We start from the raw sequence: 18,799 nt of genomic DNA, 5'->3' as shown, positions 1-18,799 counted from the left end.
TTTTTTCATAAGGCTACGAATACTTACAGCTGTTGCGCCGCGAAGGTATTGCAGTCATTTAACTGACCACGTTGTATGCCACGCTGGAACCAGCGCACCCGCTGTGCCGATGTGCCATGCGTGAATGAATCCGGCACCACCACACCTTGCGACTGACGCTGCAAGGCATCGTCACCTATCGCACTCGCTGCCTTTAATGCACTTTCCACATCGCCGTCTTCCAGAATACTGCGCGCCTGGTTCGCGTGGTAAGCCCAGACACCGGCGAAGCAATCCGCCTGCAACTCAACCTTCACCGACAAGGCATTCGCCTGCTTTTGCGTACCGCCGCGACGTGCCTGATCGACCTTGTCCATGATGCCGCTGATGTGCTGTACATGATGACCGACTTCATGCGCGATCACATAGGCTTGCGCAAAGTTGCTGGAAACACGGAAACGATCACGCATGGTCTGGAAGAACTCCAGATCGATATAAACCTTCTGGTCACCCGGGCAATAGAATGGTCCGGCTGCCGTATCGCCGGTACCGCAAGCGGTCGGCGTCTGCCCGGAGAACAACACAAGTTTAGGCCGGCCGTAAGTACCGCCATTTTCACGGAAAATCTGACCCCAGACATCTTCGGTATCTGCCAGCACAGTGCCGACAAAGCGTGCCGTCTGGTCATCCGCTGGCGGCCGTTGCGCCGGTGCCTGCTGCGATTGCAGCTGCCCCGGACCACCGCTGAGCAAACTGATGATAGTGGCCGGGTTAATGCCGAGGAAATAAGAGCCGAGCAAGGCAATCACGATGGTGCCTATGCCTATCGAACGACCGCCGAAGCCACCGCCGCGCCTGTCTTCCACATTATCGCTTTCGCGATTACCTTCCCATTTCATGTTGCCTCCCCCGGCTTAAAGCTTGTTTTGCTAGCTTAGCGTTTTTCCAGTTGCTCGTAACGGGCAAAACTATTTTTCAGTTTTTCGTCTGCCGCATCCGGACTATTGATGGTCACGTTCAGATCGTGCAGCAAACCGTCTTTCAAGCCATACACCCAACCGTGTACCGTCAGGTCCTGGCCGTTTTCCCAGGCATCCTGCACGATGGTGGTCCGGCAAACGTTGGCGACCTGCTCTATCACGTTCAGCTCGCACAAGCGATCATGCTGGGCCTGGGTCGGCAAGGCATCGCCCAGATAACGACCATGCTTCTGATGCACATCCTGCACGTGGCGTAACCAGTTATCAGCCAGACCAACGCGGCGTCCTGTCATCGCGGCATGCACACCCGAGCAGCCATAATGGCCACAGACGATCACATGTTTGACACGCAATACATCTATCGCAAACTGCAGCACGGACAGGCAATTCAAATCCGAATGCGCGACCACATTGGCCACATTGCGATGCACGAATAATTCACCCGGTTGCAGGTCGACGATCTCATTCGCTGGTACCCGACTATCGGAGCAACCTATCCATAAATATTCGGGAGATTGCTGGGCAGCAAGTTTGGCGAAGAAATCTGCATCCTGCGCCACCATCGCTGCTGCCCAATTACGGTTCTTCTGAAACAGTTGTTCCAATTCCAGCGGTTCTTTTTTAGTCATCTTTTTCTATCATGCTGCGGACTGGCCAGGCCGACGGCCTGGCTGCAATGGCTGCCATTTTATCCGGTATTGGGCATCCCGGATAAAGAGCATAGAACAGCATGGAACGATACATATCTGGCTTTACTGCTCTGCCAATAGCTGTCGTTTGAGCTTGTCATCTACAGGTTTGTTACCCAGCCAGATGCGCAGTACCGCATTATAGAAAGGAGCATCGGCCAGCGGTTCGAGTATGCGTTTGCCGTTCAGTTGCACGGTCATGCCGGTCGCCGGTACCCAATCCACCTGCAGGGCATCGCCTTCCTTCAACTGCGCAACAGATGCAAACATGGCGTTGAATTTTGCCATTGATGGCGCCAGCGTCGCGCGTTCTGCCGCGTCGGTATTCTGCTCTATGCCCGTACTAAATGCCTTGGCGAATTCATCACTGGCAACGTCGCGCAACATCACAATGCTGACGCGTCGCGCTCCGGTAGTAGCCAGCGCCTCAGCGGTCGAGGTTTTCTTTTCCGGCAAGTACAAACCCACCACATACACTTTGAAAATCAGCTTGCTGCGTATGCCCGCACCATTCAGACGTAAGTCCTGATTCGCCACTCGCACACTGTCGTCCAGCTTGACCCCGGCCAATTCGACTGCTGCGGCATTGCCGGAGAAAAACACGGCACTGCATAAGGCCAGGATGCAGCCTAGCGCCTGTAACGGTTTCATGGTGTCTCCTGTGATGGATGTGGAACCAGCATAGAACCTTGTCGTCCGGCGATCAACAAAAAAAATGCCGGTCGAAATATCGACCGGCATTTTGCTGGCATCAGGAAACCTTATTCAAAGAATTCCTTGACCTTATCTTTCCATGATTTGGTTTGCGGGCTGTGCTTGGAGCCGCCTTCCACCGTCAATTGTTCAAACTCACGCATCAATTCCTTCTGGCGCTCGGTCAGGGTGACAGGTGTTTCCACAATCACGTGGCAGAACAGGTCACCGGCATAACCGGAACGTACGCCCTTGATCCCTTTGCTGCGCAGGCGGAAAGTCTTGCCCGACTGCGTACCTTCAGGAATCGTGAACGAAGCCTTGCCATTCAGCGTCGGCACTTCAATTTCACCGCCAAGGGCTGCCTTCGCAAACGAGATAGGAATCTCGCAATGCAAGTCATCGCCGTCGCGCTGGAACATCGCATGCTGCTTGATGCGGATTTCCACATACAAGTCACCTGGAGGACCGCCATTCATACCTGGTTCGCCGTTACCGGACGAACGGATACGCATGCCGTCATCTATCCCTGCCGGGATTTTGACTTCCAGTGTCTTGTTGCGTTTGATCTTGCCAGCGCCGCTGCAGGTACCGCAAGGCGATGGATTGATCTTGCCGCTACCGTGGCACTTGGGACAGGTTTGCAGCACGCTGAAGAAGCCTTGCTGCATGCGTACCTGGCCGTGGCCACCGCAAGTCGTACAGCTGACTGGCGAAGTGCCCGGCTTGGCACCGCTACCGTCACAGGTTTCGCAGTTATCCCACGATGGAACACGGATAGTCGTGTCGTAACCGTGTGCAGCTTGTTCCAGTGTAATTTCGAGGTTGTAGCGCAAGTCTGCGCCGCGATATACCTGCGGGCCGCCGCGTCCACCGCGACCGCCGCCAGCCTGGCCAAAGATGTCGCCAAAGATATCGCCAAAGGCATCAGCAAAACCACCGCCGCCTCCGCCGCCGCCCATATTCGGATCAACACCGGCATGACCATAGCGATCATAGGCATCGCGCTTTTGCGGATCCGACAGCATCTCGTAGGCTTCTTTAGCCTCTTTGAATTTTTCTTCCGCGCTCTTGCTATCCGGATTGCGATCCGGATGGTGTTTCATTGCAAGCTTGCGATACGCTTTCTTGATTTCTTCGTCGGAAGCGCTCTTCCCTACGCCAAGAATTTCGTAAAAATCACGTTTTGCCATTTTTGTAGGCGCCTTGTTCTATCTAAACTAAAACGCCGAATCGACGGTTTTTTTACAAAAACCATACGACCCGGCGAGTCTGCACAGTACAGACGATGGCAAGCGCAAGACACTCCAAGACAACAATTTGAAGTGACCAGCGGTGCCATGCATCAGACCGCTAGACCATTAAAAATTACTTGTCTTTCACTTCTTTGAAGTCAGCATCCACTACGTCATCTTGCTGTGGTTTGCTGTCAGCGTGGCTGTGACCGGCATCGCCTGCATCACCACCAGCTGCGCCTGCTGCTTGTTGCGCTTGCATGTCGGCGTACATTTTTTCGCCGAGTTTTTGCGCTGCAGTGGTCAGGGCTGCGGATTTTTCATCGATGATAGCCTTGTCGCTACCTTTCAATGCTTCTTCCAGTTCAGCAATCGCTGCTTCGATTTTTTCTTTCTCACCGGCTTCCAGCTTGTCGCCGTATTCGGTCAAGGCTTTACGCGTCGAATGCACCAGTGCATCGCCCTGGTTGTGCGCTTCCGCTACTTCTTTCAGGCGTTTGTCTTCTTCTGCATTCGCTTCTGCGTCCTGCACCATTTTTTGAATTTCTTCTTCGGTCAAACCGGAGTTTGCCTTAATGGTGATCTTGTTTTCCTTACCGGTTGCCTTGTCTTTCGCGCCGACGTGCAAGATACCGTTGGCATCGATGTCAAAGGTCACTTCAATTTGCGGCGTACCACGTGCTGCTGGTGGGATGCCTTCCAGATTGAATTCACCCAAAGCCTTGTTGCCAACTGCCATCTCGCGTTCACCCTGGAACACTTTGATGGTGACCGCAGGCTGATTGTCGTCAGCGGTCGAGAACACCTGGCTGAACTTGGTCGGGATGGTGGTGTTCTTCTGGATCATTTTGGTCATCACGCCACCCAGGGTTTCAATACCCAGCGACAGCGGAGTCACGTCGAGCAACAACAAATCTTTACGATCACCGGACAGAACCGAACCCTGAATTGCAGCACCGACAGCAACTGCTTCATCTGGATTCACGTCTTTACGTGGATCTTTGCCGAAGAAGTCTTTTACGGTTTCCTGCACTTTAGGCATACGGGTCATACCACCGACCAGGATGATGTCATCGATGTCGGAAACTTTAACGCCTGCATCCTTGATCGCGGTGCGGCATGGCTCGATGGTTTTCGAGATCAGTTCTTCAACCAGCGATTCCAGTTTTGCACGGGTGATTTTCAAGTTCAAATGCACAGGTGCGCCGTTCGCCATCGCGATGTACGGTTCGTTGATTTCAGTTTGTTGCGACGACGACAATTCGATCTTCGCGCGCTCAGCCGATGCCTTAATACGTTGCAATGCAATCGCATCCTTGCTCAGGTCGAGGCCGTTGATTTTCTTGAATTCGTCGATGATGTAATCGATGATGCGTTGATCGAAATCTTCACCGCCGAGGAAGGTGTCACCATTGGTCGACAACACTTCAAATTGCATTTCACCGTCTACGTCTGCGATCTCGATGATGGAGATATCAAAAGTACCGCCGCCCAGATCGTACACAGCGATCTTGCGGTCACCCTTGCCACCTTTGTCGAGGCCGAAAGCCAGCGCAGCTGCGGTAGGTTCGTTGATAATGCGCTTGACGTCCAGACCAGCAATACGGCCTGCGTCTTTGGTTGCCTGACGTTGTGCATCGTTGAAGTAAGCAGGAACCGTGATGACGGCTTCAGTCACTTCTTCACCGAGGTAGTCTTCGGCGGTTTTTTTCATTTTGCGCAGGATTTCTGCGGAGATTTGCTGTGCGGCCAGCTTTTTGTCGCGCACGGAGATCCATGCGTCGCCGTTGTCGGCTTTGACGATTTGATACGGCATCATGCCGATATCTTTTTGCACTTCTTTTTCGTCGAATTTACGGCCGATCAGACGCTTGACTGCGTACAGCGTGTTTTTCGGATTGGTGACAGCCTGGCGTTTGGCAGGTGCGCCAACCAGAATTTCACCGTCTTCCTGATATGCGATCACGGAGGGCGTAGTACGCGCACCTTCCGAGTTTTCGATAACTTTTGGTTTACCGCCTTCCATGATTGCTACGCAGGAGTTGGTCGTACCTAAGTCAATACCGATAATTTTGCCCATGATGGAATTTCCCTTAATGTCTGTGATGCGAAACTGTTAAATACAAAATTTGTTAACGTCAATATGTGGTGTAAACAGATGCTTTCAAGTTATTTTTCTTGTGCAACCGTTACCAGCGCTGGACGCAACAGGCGATCTGCAATCAGATAGCCCTTCTGCAGCGTGTTGACGACTGTGTTTGGCTCCTGATCAGCAGGAACCAGGGACATCGCCTGATGCTTCATAGGGTCCAGTTTGTCGCCTTGCTGTGGTTTGATTTCCAGCAGGCGGTTCTTCTCGAAGGCAGCATTCAGCTGCTTCAAGGTCATTTCCACACCCTCTTTCAAGGACTCGATGGAAGGTGTTTCTACTTGCAGCGCCATTTCCAGACTGTCTTTCACTGGCAGCAGCATTTCGGCAAAGCCTTCAATCGCGAATTTGTGTGCGCGGGTGACATCTTCCTGGGCGCGACGACGGAAATTCTCGACCTCAGCTTTGGCACGCAAGAATGAGTCCTGCAATTCCTGTACGAGCAATTGGGACGCCGCGAGCTGCTCCTCCACAGTAGGAGTAGGTGCAGTAGCCGCCTCAGCCGTTACCGGATCTTCGATCGACGCTGCTTGCTCAGCGTATTTATCTTGGTCTTGCATGAAAAAATCTCCAACAATCAATGAGTTATGACAAAAAATGCCAATGCGACAGTGCACATGGGGTTATCCCACACTATTTCAAGGGGTATTCCTGCAGGCTTAGCAAAAATTCACGAAACGCGATGATAAGCGCTGTGGCAGTGTCGTTGTTACAAAATTTCCCTGTTCATGGGATGGCATTTTTCTCTATACGGACTAGGCTGTAATTGGGTGGCTCGTGTGCCACCACTGCTACCGACAGGAGCCAGCCATGAAACTGCCGCTTATTTCCATGTCGATTGTTGCCTATACCGCTATTGCGACCACGGTCATTTGTTATACGACATTGTAAAACAATGCACCAGCCACTTAATAGCCGCAGCGGGGTAAAAGCATGTGCAGACCGCTTTTACCCTCAATAAATAGGGGTTTATTGCAAAAAAACAAGGTTTTCTAATGAAAAAGGCCCTCGCGGGCCATTTTTATTGTTGGGCGCCCAGGCGCTTCGCCTCATCCAGCGAAACCTGCGCCTCGTGGACCTGCTCTTCGTGCTGCGCAGGCGAGACGATAGTCGGCCAGCCTACCAGATGCAACTCCGTAATTTCCGCCATTGCCTTAATCCACGCATCATCCTCGTTCAGGCAAGCGATGTAGTTGAAGTCTTTGCCACCGGCGCTCATGAAGTCATGGCGCGCCTCCATTGCGATCTCTTCCAGCGTTTCCAGGCAATCGCTGGTAAAGCCCGGGCAAATCACATCGACCCGGCCTATACCATCTTGCGCCAGTTTCTTCAGCGTCGGTGCGGTGTAGGGTTGCAGCCACTCAGCCTTGCCGAAGCGCGACTGGAAAGTGACCATGTATTGATCCGGCGTCAACTCCAGCTCGTGGGCCAGCAGGCGTGCCGTTTTATGGCATTCGCAGTGATACGGATCGCCCAGCGTCAAGGTGCGCTTGGGCACGCCGTGGAAACTCATGACCAGCTTGTCCGGACGTCCGGCCATATCCCAATGCGCCTGCACCGATTTGCACAAGGCACGGATGTAGGCATCGTGGTCGTGATAATGCTTAACGAAGCGCAACTCGGGGACATTGCGTTCTTGCGCGTAATGACTGAATACGGCATCGAAGATAGAAGCCGTCGTTGTCCCTGAATATTGCGGATAGGCAGGCAGGATCAGGATGCGTTCACAACCGTCAGCTTTCAGCTCGCGCAAGACATCCGGCAACGCAGGCTGGCCATAACGCATCGCATACACCACTTTTACTTTGTGACCGCGTTCGCCCAGATAGCCCTTGAGCAGCCTGGCCTGTTTCTCGGTATGTACTTTGAGCGGTGAACCTTCATTACTCCAGATCGACGCATACTTCTTCGCCGACTGTCCTGACCGGAACGGCAGGATGATGAGATGCAGGATGAACCACCAGATCGTACGCGGGATTTCCACCACGCGCGGATCGGATAAAAACTGTTTGAGGTAACGCCTTACTGCCGAAGTCGTCGGTGCATCGGGGGTACCAAGATTAACCAGTACGACTGCTGTTTTCGGCAAACTGCCATGGGTGTACGGTGGTTCAGTTCTAAAGGACATGAGCTCTCAATATTATTGGTCTTATGGGAAGCGATGCCTGAGCATCGCAGGTATAAGCTTAGCTCAGTTTGCCAGCAATTCCCGTGCATGCGTACGTGTAGTGGCAGTAATTTCCAGTCCACCCAGCATACGCGCGATTTCTTCTACGCGCGCATTGCTATCCAGCGCAGCGATCGACGATGCAGTCTTGCCCTTGTTGTTTTGTTTGCTGACCTGGAAGTGCTGATTGGCCTGGCTCGCCACTTGCGGCAAATGCGTGACGCACAGTACTTGCCGGTCCTGCCCGAGACGGCGCAACAAACGGCCGACAACTTCGGCGACGCCACCACCTATGCCACTGTCAACTTCATCGAAAATCAATGTAGGCGTCGCAGTCGCGCTGGAGGTAATGACGGAAATTGCCAGCGCGATACGCGCCAGCTCGCCACCCGATGCAACCTTGGCCAGTGGGCGCGGCGTGGTACCGGCATGACCAGCCACCATGAACTCAATCTGTTCCAATCCGTACGAAGCGGGCTCGCATGGCTGCAGGGCGATTGCGAACTTGCCACCGCTCATGCTGAGGTCCTGCATCGCTGCAGTCACTGCGTCACCCAGCGCTTTGGCGGCTTTGGTGCGTGCTTTGGTGAGTTTTTGCGCGGCGCTGGTGTAGACCGCTTTCAGTTTTTCTTCCTGCGCACGCAAGGCATCAAGGTCGCTGGCATCAGCCAGCTGCTTCAATTGCGTGGATAGGGTTTCCAGTTCCTGCGGCAAATCATCGGCAGCGACATGGAATTTACGTGAGGCCGAATGGATGTTTTCCAGCCGCACTTCAACCTCACGCAAGCGCGCCGGATCCAGCTCGACCCGGCTCAGGTAATCGTTCAGCGCATAGACCGCTTCCTGTAACTGGATACGCGCTGGCTCCAGTGCATCCAGCACCGGTTGCAAGCCCGCATCGAGATCGACCAGTTTGCCGATGCGGGTATTCAGCGACGACAGCTGCGACAGCATCGGTGTGTCGGCTTCGGAGATCAGGCTGAGCGCTTCTTGCGCCCCCTCTATCAGACTGGCGGCATGTGACAAGCGGCTATGTTCATTGCTGATATCGGTCCACTCACCCGGTTTGACTGCGAGCTTTTCCAGTTCGCCGACTTGCCATTCCAGGCGCTCACGCTCCAACAAGACATTCTTGGCATTGGTTTCGAATTCTTCGCGTTGCCGCGCCAGCGCACGCCAGGCTTTATATGCGGCGGCGACTGCTTTCACTTCATCCTGCAAACCAGCCTGGTTATCCAGCAGCACGCGTTGCGCATCGGTTTTGAGCAGCGATTGGTGCGCATGCTGGCCGTGGATATCGACCAGTTGCTCACCCAGCTCACGCAATTGCGTGGCGGTAGCGGCGATGCCGTTGATGAAGGCTTTGGAGCGACCGGCATTGTCTATGACGCGGCGTAGCAATGCGCCGCCGTCTTCATTGCTGAATTCGTTTTCGGCGAGCCAGGCATCCAGCTCGGCACTGCTGGAAAACTCGGCCGTTATGTCAGCCTTGGCTGCGCCTTCGCGTACCACGCTGGCATCACCACGCCCGCCAAGCGCGAGTGCCAGCGCATCGATCAGGATGGATTTACCCGCGCCGGTTTCGCCGGTGAAAACGGAGAAACCAGGCGAAAATTCCAGTTCGATGGCATCGACAATAACGAAATCACGGATGGAGAGCGTGCGCAGCATGTTTATTTCAAGCGACCTTCTACTGACGGGTATTCATTCCAATGCAGCTTTTCGCGCAAGGTATCGTAATAATTCCAGCCTTCCGGATGCAGGAAGGTAATCGTATGTTCGGAGCGACGCACGGTAATCCGGTCATGCTTGAGCAGGCGCGCCACTGATTGCATATCGAAATTGACATTGGCTTCGCGACCACCGACGACTTCGATTTCGATCACGCTACTGTCCGGCACCACGATAGGACGATTCGACAAGGCGTGCGGCGCAATCGGCACCAGTCCGATCCCGGTCAGGCTGGGATGCAAAATCGGGCCACCGGCCGATAAAGCATACGCGCTGGAGCCAGTCGGTGTCGCCACAATCAGGCCATCCGAACGCTGGTTGTACATGAAATGACCATCGACTTCGACGCGCAATTCCACCATGCCGGAACCCGAGCCACGCGACAAGACGACGTCATTGAAAGCCAGTGTGCTGTATACAGCCTCACCCTCACGTTCTATCGAGCCCTTCAGCAAGCTGCGCTGTTCGGAACGGACTTTCCCATTCAGCATTTCTTTCAGCAGCGGCATCATCTGGTCCAGCGAAATATCGGTCATGAAACCGAGACGTCCCTGGTTCACGCCTATCAGCGGCACATTGTATGGCGCCAATTGGCGCGCAATCCCCAGCATGGTACCGTCGCCGCCGACTACAATAGCGGCATCCGCGCACTCGCCGATTTCCGGCAAAGTCATGGAATCGTAATTGCTGAGCGAAAAGTTCAGTGCGGTTTCTGCTTCGAAAATGACTTTGCGGCCGGTCTTGCCCAGGCAATCGGCGATATCAGTCAACGATTTCGCAATCCCACCGGCCATATGTTTGCCGAAGATAGCGATCGTATTAAAACTGGAAGGGTGTGTAGAGTGTGAGGTAAGCGACATGCTGCAGATTAGACCATAATTTGTCCTTCTTTTGGCCTTCTCGTGCGCTATGCAACGCATCATCCATGCAAATGATTGAGTATCCAACATGACGTCCCAGCCTACACCGCATTCCACTCATCCGCCTGTGAAGGCCATCCTGTTCGATCTGGATGACACCTTGTGGCACCTGGCCCCGACTTTGGTCAAGGCAGAAGCCATTTTGTATGACTGGCTGAATGAGCACATTCCGGGTGTAACACAACGCTTCAGCAATGAGGAATTGCGCGAGCTGCGCATGGAATTGCTGCCTACCGATCCGCAATTCCAATTCAATGTATGGGCTTTACGCCACGCTGCGCTGACACGCGCCTGTCATTTAACGAGTGAAAACAAGGATCTGGTGGATCAGGCGATGGCGGTTTTTTCAGTCGCGCGCAACGCCGTCAACCCGTTTGTAGATGTCACACCTGGTCTGACCAGCCTGAGCGAACGTTTTGCCCTGGGCTCGGTGTCCAACGGTTTTGCCGACCTCGGCGAAATTGGCCTGGCATCTTATTTCCAGGTATCGATCGCGGCCCATCAATTTGGCAGCGCCAAACCCGGCGCAGAGATTTTTCATGCGGCCTGCGCCGCACTGGACGTTGCGCCACACGAAGCCATTTACGTCGGTGACGACCCCACCCTGGATATCCAGGGTGCCCAAAACGCCGGTTTGCGCGCGGTGTGGATGAATCGCTTCGACCACACATTGCCCGACCATATTGTGCCGACTGCCAGCGTCACCAATTTATATGAGCTCGATGCCTGGCTAAAGCGCGCATAATGGGCAGCATGCCCCCTGCGGCCTTGCCCTTGCCGCCCGGCATGACCACTCATACAATAGCGATACTATGCAACTTGATAACCGCGCACAAACCCTGCTGAAAGCCCTCGTCGAACGCTATATAGCGGACGGCATGCCGGTCGGCTCGCGCGAGCTTTCCAAAATCTCGGGCCTCGACCTGTCACCTGCGACCATACGCAACGTGATGGCGGACCTGGAAGAGATGGGCTTTGTCGCCAGTCCGCACACCTCGGCCGGACGCGTACCTACGCCGCGCGGCTACCGTGTGTTTGTCGATACCTTGCTGACGGTGCAATCCATCGATGAAAGCGCACTCGAATCGAAATTGCAGAATTCGCTGCAAACCGGTTCGTCGCAAAAGATTATCTCCAACGCCGCACAAATCCTGTCTTCGCTATCCGAATTCGCTGGCATCGTCATGACGCCGCGACACGAATCGGTATTCCAGCAAATCGATTTCCTGCGCCTGTCCGAGAAACGCATACTGCTGGTCATCGTCAGCCCCAGTGGCGACGTGCAAAACCGCCTGCTACTGACCGATGTCGATTACACACCTAGCCAGTTGATACAGGCAGCGAATTACATCAACCAGAACTACGGTGGCCTCAGCTTCGACGAAGTAAGAATACGTTTGCAGGGTGAATTGAAGCAGTTGCGCGACGATATGACGCGCCTGATGCAAGCTGCAGTCGAAGCTGGCAGCGATGCGATGAATGACAATAGCGATGATGTCGTCATTTCCGGTGAACGCAATCTGCTCAGCGTGAGTGACCTGTCATCGAACATGGTGTCCTTGCGCCAGCTGTTTGACCTGTTCGAACAAAAAACCAGCCTGATGCAATTGCTGGACGTGTCAAACAAGGCGAACGGCGTACAAATCTTTATCGGTGGCGAATCCAAGCTGGTGCCTATGGACCAGATGAGCGTAGTGACCTCGCCCTACACCGTGAACGGCAAAGTCGTCGGCACGCTGGGCGTTATCGGCCCGACACGCATGGCGTATGAACGCGTGATTCCTATCGTCGACATCACGGCCAAATTGCTGTCGAACGCACTCAGCCACAATCCTGGCTGAAGCAACCAAGAAAAAACTGCAAAACGTAAAAAAACCATGCGGGTGTTTCCACCAGCATGGTTTTCGTAAAACGTGACAGCTTACTTTTTAGCTTTTTGGCAACTCTTGCAATGCCCATACAAGGCAAGCGCATGGTCGGCGATTTCAAAACCATGCTCTTCAGCGATACGTACCTGGCGCTTTTCGATTTCAGCATCAAAAAACTCTTCTACCTTGCCGCAATCCAGGCAAACCAGATGGTCATGGTGCGAGCCTTCATTCAGTTCGAATACGGCTTTGCCGGTTTCAAAGTGATTGCGCTGCAGCAAGCCCGCTTGTTCAAATTGCGTCAAAACACGGTAAACCGTTGCCAGGCCGACATCCAGATTGTCAGCGAGCAACATCTTGTAGACGTCTTCTGCGCTCAGATGGCGTACTTCGGCAGTCTGGAAAATATCGAGGATTTTCAGACGTGGCAGCGTCGCTTTCAGGCCGCTGGCTTTTAACTCGGATGGATTGTTCGGCATGTTCTTGCTCATATTAAGGATATCTGCCTTATCATATAGTGTTTTCGTACAATTGCTCAATCCCTTGAGACCCCATATGCAAATGCTGCCCCGTCATTCTAATCGCGCTCCGCTCATCGCTGGTACATTTTGCCTGGTATTGGCAGGTGTACTCACAGGCTGCGCCTCGAAAAACCCATTGATAGACGAACCCGCACTGGTAGCCGCTGCGGCCAAACCTGCCGCCAAGCCAGCCGCACAGCCAGCACCAGTAGCAGCCAACGAAGAAAAAGTAGCCGTAGAAACAGCCGCACCTGCAAGCGAAGCAACGGAAACTGCAGCAGCAGCAGCTGCTGCTGCTGCAGCCGCAACGACAACTGCTGCGGCCGAAGCCAAGCCAGCAGTAGTCGCCGCCGTACCAGCCGCCGCCAGCAGCGGTGTGCAAGTCAAACGTGAAAAACGCTTCCTCGGCATTTTCTCCCCTTACCGTCCTGACATCCAGCAAGGCAACTTCGTTTCGCAGGAAATGGTCGCCCAGTTGAAAGAAGGCATGACGCAGGACCAGGTCGTCTTCCTGCTCGGCACACCTTTGCTGACCGACGTCTTCCACGCTGATCGCTGGGACTACGCGTTCCGCATGCAAAAAGGTAATGGCGAAATCACCAGCAGCCGCGTTACTGTCTACTTCAAGGACAAGCTGGTCTCGTCCTTCGAAGGCGGTGGCGACCTGCCAACTGAAAAAGACTACCTGGCGCGTATCGCAGACAAAGCCAAAGCAGCAAACAAATAATCAACCGAATCTGAACACATGAATCAACTGAAAATCGCGGTAGCGGGTGCGTCCGGCCGTATGGGCCATATGCTGATCGAAACCATCCTGGAAGCACCGGATGCCAAACTCGCGGGCGCACTGGATATCGCAGCATCACCAGCTATCGGCACTGATGCCGCAGCCTTCCTCGGCAAACCTAGCGGCGTATTGATCGCATCCGACTTCGCCCAGGGCCTGGCTGATTCCGACTTCCTGATCGACTTCACCCGCCCTGAAGGCACACTCAAGCACCTCGAATACTGCGCGGCGCACAACATCAAAATGATCATAGGCACCACCGGATTCGACGCGGCTGGCAAAGCGGCAATCGCTGCTGCCGCAGAAAAAACCGCCATCATGTTTGCGCCAAATATGAGCGTAGGCGTGAACGTCACCATGAAGTTGCTGGAAATGGCGGCGAAGAATTTCTCCGAAGGCTATGACATCGAAATCATAGAAGCACACCACCGCCACAAGGTCGATGCACCATCCGGTACCGCGATCAAAATGGGCGAAGTGATAGCCGGAGCACTGGGCAAGGAACTCAACGATGTTGCAGTCTGGGCACGTGAAGGCGTGACCGGTGCACGCGATCCGTCATCAATAGGCTTTGCCACAGTACGCGGCGGCGACATCATCGGTGACCATACCGTGCTGTTTGCCGGTACTGGCGAACGCATAGAGATTTCGCACAAATCGTCGAGCCGTGTCAGCTATGCACACGGCAGCTTGCGTGCCGCCCGCTTCCTGGCTGACAAGAAAACCGGTTTGTACGATATGCAGGACGTGCTCGGCTTGCGCTGATCCCTGACTGACTAAAACAACTCTCCTCGGATAGACAACATGAATTCAACAGCAGCAGAGCAAAGCCTGGGACTCGCGCACTATTGGGCACAAGGCGATGCCGTTTCGCATAGCGTTGCGTACGTGCTGCTGATCATGTCCATCCTCAGCTGGTACTACATCCTGTCCAAAGCCTGGAGCTCATGGCGCATCCGTCGCAGCGCAGCCGCGCTGGATGGCTTCTGGCAGGCACCAACCTTGACAGACGCCATCGCGACCATCAAGCGCAGCGATAGCGAAAACGTCTACACGCCACTGGCCGCGCAAAGCGTAGAAGCCGCCAATATCAAACCACACGCGAATTCGCTCAACGCCAATACCGATCCCGGCGAACTGATCACCCGTACGCTGCGCCAGGAAATCAATCGTGTGTCGTCGCGCCTGGAAACCGGCCTGACCTTGCTGGCATCAGTCGGCTCTACCGCGCCATTCATCGGCTTGTTCGGTACGGTCTGGGGGATTTACCACGCGCTGGTCGCGGTCTCTTCGTCCGGCACCATACAAATCGACAAAGTCGCAGGCCCGGTTGGTGAAGCATTGATCATGACCGCGCTCGGTCTGGCTGTCGCGATTCCTGCAGTACTGGCTTACAACGCCTTCACCCGCGTCAATCGCATCACGCTGGCTGAACTGGACGCCTTCGCGCATGATTTGCACGCCTACCTGACTACCGGCGCGCGCGTCGGCAAGTAAGCAAACCGGGAGAGCAATATGGCATTCGGCGGATTCAACGACAAGCAGCAAGCCGGTCCTATGGCCGACATCAACGTCACGCCTATGGTGGACGTCATGCTGGTATTGCTGGTGATCTTCATCATCACTGCCCCGCTGTTCACACACGCCATCAAGCTCGACCTGCCTAGCGCCAAATCAGCACCGGCGCCGACCGAACCGACCACGATTTCGCTTTCCATCAATGGTGCGGGCGCAGTTTTCTGGAACAATGACCCGGTCACGCTGGATGATCTGACGACCAGGCTGTCAGCCGCTGCCAAGCAGCAACCACAACCACAGGTGCAGTTGCGCGCCGACAAAGGCACCCGCTATGAAGTCATTGCGCAAGTCATGGCTGCCGCGCAGGGCAATGGCATCACCAAGCTGGGTTTTGTCACCGAAACACCGCAATCCAACAAGAAATAGTCGATGGCTGTCGTACATTTAAACGGTGAAACCATCACCGACTGGCCATCCTTTCACAGCGCCTGCAAGACTGCCTTCGGCTTTCCGGATTTCTATGGCGACAATATGGATGCCTGGGTCGATTGCATGAGCTATCTGCGTGATGAAGACGGCATGACCAAATTCCGTTTAAAACCGGCAGAAAAACTCCAGATCATCGTCGATCATGCAGATATTTTGCAGAAAAAAGCCCCGGACATCCTGGAAGACCTCGCTTTCTGCATAGAAGCCATCAACGAACGCTACGCCGATTACGGCGAAAATCCGGCGCTGGAACTCAAGCTGGCCTGATTTAACGACCATTAGCGACCACATAAGCGGCCACAGTCGCATACACACGCATTTAGGAAATGAGTTCTAGGTGGTGAACCAGTATAATCACAGGTTCACATTCACTTTTGGCTCCATCCGTCATGCAAGATAAATACAGCCCCGCCGAAGTAGAGAAATCGGCGCACGACCATTGGCAGGCAATCGACGCTTACAAAGCCGTCGAAAACGCCAAGGATAAAAACGGCAACGACAAGAAGAAATTCTACGCTTGCTCTATGCTGCCGTACCCATCCGGCAAGCTGCACATGGGGCATGTGCGCAACTACACCATCAATGACGTGATGTACCGCTACCTGCGGATGAACGGCTACAACGTGTTAATGCCTATGGGTTGGGACGCGTTCGGCATGCCTGCGGAAAACGCGGCGATGGCCAACAACGTGCCGCCAGCGCAATGGACTTACGCCAACATCGATTACATGAAGACGCAGATGGCCTCCATGGGCTTGGCGATCGACTGGTCGCGCGAAATGACCGCCTGCCGTCCGGAATACTACAAATGGAACCAGTGGATGTTCCTGAAGATGCTGGAAAAAGGCATCATCTACAAAAAAACCGGTACCGTGAACTGGGACCCGATCGACCAGACCGTGCTCGCCAATGAGCAAGTCATCGATGGTCGCGGCTGGCGCTCTGGCGCGCTGATCGAAAAGCGCGAAATCCCGATGTATTACGCACGCATTACCGATTACGCGGAAGAATTGCTGGACCACGTCGACAATAAATTGCCAGGCTGGCCAGAACGTGTGCGCATCATGCAATCGAACTGGATCGGCAAATCGACCGGCGTACGCTTTGCGTTTACGCACGATATCGCTGACGAAGGCAAGCTCATCAATGACGGCAAGCTGTGGGTCTTCACCACCCGCGCCGACACCATCAAGGGCGTCACGTTCTGCGCCGTGGCGCCGGAACATGCATTGGCGACCTACGCCGCCAAATCGAATCCTGAACTCGCCGACTTCATCGCCGAATGCAAACTCGGCAGCGTCATCGAAGCCGATATGGCAACGATGGAAAAGAAAGGCATGCCTACCGGCCTTTTCGTCAAGCATCCACTGACCGGCCAACTGGTCGAAGTCTGGGTCGGCAACTATGTACTGATCACTTACGGCGACGGCGCGGTGATGGGCGTACCGGCACATGACGAACGTGATTTCGCCTTTGCGCAAAAATACGTATTGCCTATCCACCCGGTCATCGATGTACCGGGCAAGACATTCTCCGACGTTGCCTGGCATGAATGGTATGGCGACAAGGAAAACGGTCGTTGCATCAATTCCGGCAAATACGATGGCCTGAACTACCAGCAAGCAGTCGACGCGATTGCCGCCGACCTGGCCGAACTCGGCCTCGGCGAAAAGAAAATCACCTACCGCCTGCGCGACTGGGGTATTTCCCGCCAGCGTTACTGGGGCACACCGATTCCTATCATCCACTGCAAGGATTGCGGTGATGTACCGGTACCGGAAAAAGATTTGCCTGTCGTCCTGCCGGAAGATTGCGTACCGGACGGTAGCGGCAACCCGCTCAACAAGCACGAAAAATTCCTGCACGTCGATTGCCCGCAATGCGGCAAGCCTGCGCGTCGTGAAACCGACACCATGGATACCTTCGTCGATTCGTCGTGGTACTACATGCGCTATTGCTCGCCTAACAGCAGCGACGCCATGGTCGACAGCCGTAACGATTACTGGATGCCGATGGATCAATACATCGGTGGTATCGAACATGCGGTCCTGCATTTGCTGTATGCGCGTTTCTGGACCAAAGTCATGCGTGACTTCGGCCTGGTCAAATTCGACGAGCCGTTCACCAATCTGCTGACGCAAGGCATGGTGCTGAACGAAACCTACTTCCGCGAAGATGCCAGCGGCAAGAAAACCTGGTTCAATCCGGCCGATGTGCAACTGCAACTCGACGACAAAGGTCGCCCTGTTTCTGCCGTCCTGAGCAGCGATGGCAAAGCCGTCGAAATCGGTGGCACCGAAAAAATGTCGAAGTCGAAAAACAACGGCATCGATCCACAAGCACAAATCGATCAGTACGGCGCGGACACCGCACGCCTTTTCACCATGTTTGCGTCGCCACCAGAACAAACACTGGAATGGTCGGGTGCTGGCGTCGAAGGTGCCAATCGCTTCCTGCGTCGGGTCTGGGCTTATGGCTACAATCAGGCAGCGCGCGTGGCCAACGTGACAGCTGTTGATCTGGGCACCTTGCCCGAAACACACAAAGCCTTGCGTCGTGAAACGCACAAGATCCTGCAGCAAGCGGATAACGACTACAAACGCATCCAGTACAACACCGTGGTATCAGCCAGCATGAAAATGCTCAATACACTGGAAGCGGCGAAGCTGGATGACTCGCCAGCATCGAATGCCGTCATCAGCGAAGGCCTCAGCATCTTCCTGCGCGTGCTGAATCCGGTTGCACCGCACATCACGCATGCGCTGTGGCAGGAGCTCGGCTTTGCCAAAGTACACGGCGACATCCTCGATGCGCCATGGCCACAAGTAGATCCAGCGGCGTTGGAACAAGCCGAGATCGAAATGATGATCCAGGTGAATGGCAAACTGCGCGGCAGCATTATCGTGGCCAAGAACGCAGACAAAGCCAGCATAGAAGCAGCAGCGCTGGCGAATGAAAGCGTGCAGAAATTCATCGAAGGCACACCGAAGAAAATCATTGTGGTTCCAGGCAAGCTGGTCAACATCGTTGCCTGATCGCTGCTTACATTTAGTGCATAACATTTGAAGTACAA

The 18,799-nt window shown here is 54.3% G+C and carries 18 protein-coding genes; 8 read left to right on the top strand and 10 right to left on the bottom strand.

Annotated elements, in window-relative coordinates:
* Positions 1-23 precede the first annotated feature (23 nt).
* The 9 genes from H7U06_RS04950 to H7U06_RS04910 all read right to left on the bottom strand — a co-directional run bounded on the left by H7U06_RS04950 (position 24) and on the right by H7U06_RS04910 (position 10,483).
* Positions 24-878 carry a neutral zinc metallopeptidase gene (locus H7U06_RS04950; protein WP_175625051.1) on the bottom strand — a complete coding sequence of 285 codons (855 nt, stop codon included), beginning with the start codon at positions 876-878 and terminating at the stop codon, positions 24-26.
* A gap of 35 nt (positions 879-913) precedes the next feature.
* Positions 914-1,588, bottom strand: coding sequence for a carbonate dehydratase (can, locus tag H7U06_RS04945; RefSeq protein ID WP_175625050.1), 675 nt, complete (start codon positions 1,586-1,588; stop codon positions 914-916).
* 123 nt (positions 1,589-1,711) lie between these two features.
* Entirely contained in the window at positions 1,712-2,299 is a 588-nt protein-coding gene (locus H7U06_RS04940) for a chalcone isomerase family protein (RefSeq protein ID WP_254873125.1), read from the bottom strand.
* A 110-nt stretch (positions 2,300-2,409) separates the two neighbouring features.
* Entirely contained in the window at positions 2,410-3,534 is a 1,125-nt protein-coding gene (gene dnaJ / locus H7U06_RS04935; protein ID WP_175625048.1) for a molecular chaperone DnaJ, read from the bottom strand.
* Positions 3,535-3,709: 175 nt separating this feature from the next.
* Positions 3,710-5,656 carry a molecular chaperone DnaK gene (gene dnaK, locus H7U06_RS04930; RefSeq protein ID WP_175625047.1) on the bottom strand — a complete coding sequence of 649 codons (1,947 nt, stop codon included), beginning with the start codon at positions 5,654-5,656 and terminating at the stop codon, positions 3,710-3,712.
* Between the two features lie 89 nt (positions 5,657-5,745).
* Positions 5,746-6,285: a nucleotide exchange factor GrpE gene (gene grpE, locus H7U06_RS04925; protein ID WP_175625046.1), complete on the bottom strand. Its 540-nt coding sequence runs from the start codon at positions 6,283-6,285 to the stop codon at positions 5,746-5,748.
* A gap of 461 nt (positions 6,286-6,746) precedes the next feature.
* The gene (hemH, locus tag H7U06_RS04920) at positions 6,747-7,853 is read right to left on the bottom strand and encodes a ferrochelatase (RefSeq protein WP_175625045.1); all 1,107 of its coding nucleotides are present in this window, start codon (positions 7,851-7,853) and stop codon (positions 6,747-6,749) included.
* 63 nt (positions 7,854-7,916) lie between these two features.
* Positions 7,917-9,563, bottom strand: coding sequence for a DNA repair protein RecN (gene recN / locus H7U06_RS04915; protein ID WP_175625044.1), 1,647 nt, complete (start codon positions 9,561-9,563; stop codon positions 7,917-7,919).
* Positions 9,564-9,565: 2 nt separating this feature from the next.
* The gene (locus H7U06_RS04910; protein ID WP_175625043.1) at positions 9,566-10,483 is read right to left on the bottom strand and encodes an NAD kinase; all 918 of its coding nucleotides are present in this window, start codon (positions 10,481-10,483) and stop codon (positions 9,566-9,568) included.
* Positions 10,484-10,571: 88 nt separating this feature from the next.
* On the opposite strand from H7U06_RS04910, the gene H7U06_RS04905 reads away from it, so the two are divergent.
* Both H7U06_RS04905 and hrcA read left to right on the top strand, forming a co-directional pair.
* Positions 10,572-11,288, top strand: a complete 717-nt coding sequence (locus H7U06_RS04905; protein WP_175625042.1) for an HAD family hydrolase — start codon at positions 10,572-10,574, stop codon at positions 11,286-11,288.
* Positions 11,289-11,355: 67 nt separating this feature from the next.
* Entirely contained in the window at positions 11,356-12,384 is a 1,029-nt protein-coding gene (gene hrcA / locus H7U06_RS04900; protein WP_175625041.1) for a heat-inducible transcriptional repressor HrcA, read from the top strand.
* A gap of 80 nt (positions 12,385-12,464) precedes the next feature.
* Here hrcA and fur read toward each other — a convergent pair whose 3' ends face one another.
* Positions 12,465-12,890: a ferric iron uptake transcriptional regulator gene (fur, locus tag H7U06_RS04895; RefSeq protein ID WP_175625040.1), complete on the bottom strand. Its 426-nt coding sequence runs from the start codon at positions 12,888-12,890 to the stop codon at positions 12,465-12,467.
* Between the two features lie 76 nt (positions 12,891-12,966).
* Between fur and H7U06_RS16360 the strand changes: the two genes are divergently transcribed.
* The 6 genes from H7U06_RS16360 to leuS all read left to right on the top strand — a co-directional run bounded on the left by H7U06_RS16360 (position 12,967) and on the right by leuS (position 18,761).
* Positions 12,967-13,659: an outer membrane protein assembly factor BamE gene (locus H7U06_RS16360; RefSeq protein ID WP_368492553.1), complete on the top strand. Its 693-nt coding sequence runs from the start codon at positions 12,967-12,969 to the stop codon at positions 13,657-13,659.
* Between the two features lie 18 nt (positions 13,660-13,677).
* Positions 13,678-14,484: a 4-hydroxy-tetrahydrodipicolinate reductase gene (dapB, locus tag H7U06_RS04885; RefSeq protein WP_175625038.1), complete on the top strand. Its 807-nt coding sequence runs from the start codon at positions 13,678-13,680 to the stop codon at positions 14,482-14,484.
* Between the two features lie 39 nt (positions 14,485-14,523).
* Positions 14,524-15,216: a MotA/TolQ/ExbB proton channel family protein gene (locus H7U06_RS04880; RefSeq protein ID WP_124574626.1), complete on the top strand. Its 693-nt coding sequence runs from the start codon at positions 14,524-14,526 to the stop codon at positions 15,214-15,216.
* 18 nt (positions 15,217-15,234) lie between these two features.
* On the top strand, positions 15,235-15,663 hold the full coding sequence (locus H7U06_RS04875; RefSeq protein ID WP_175625037.1) for a biopolymer transporter ExbD: 429 nt from the start codon (positions 15,235-15,237) through the stop codon (positions 15,661-15,663).
* A gap of 3 nt (positions 15,664-15,666) precedes the next feature.
* On the top strand, positions 15,667-15,993 hold the full coding sequence (locus H7U06_RS04870; protein WP_175625036.1) for a barstar family protein: 327 nt from the start codon (positions 15,667-15,669) through the stop codon (positions 15,991-15,993).
* A 122-nt stretch (positions 15,994-16,115) separates the two neighbouring features.
* Positions 16,116-18,761 (top strand): leucine--tRNA ligase, encoded by a 2,646-nt coding sequence (gene leuS, locus H7U06_RS04865; protein WP_175625035.1) that lies wholly within the window; start codon positions 16,116-16,118, stop codon positions 18,759-18,761.
* Positions 18,762-18,799 lie beyond the last annotated feature (38 nt).

Source organism: Herminiimonas sp. Marseille-P9896, assembly GCF_903993245.1.
Classification (GTDB): domain Bacteria; phylum Pseudomonadota; class Gammaproteobacteria; order Burkholderiales; family Burkholderiaceae_D; genus Oxalicibacterium; species Oxalicibacterium contaminans.
The sequence above is the reverse complement of the archived record's forward strand: the minus strand, read 5'-3'. Positions and strand labels throughout refer to the sequence as shown.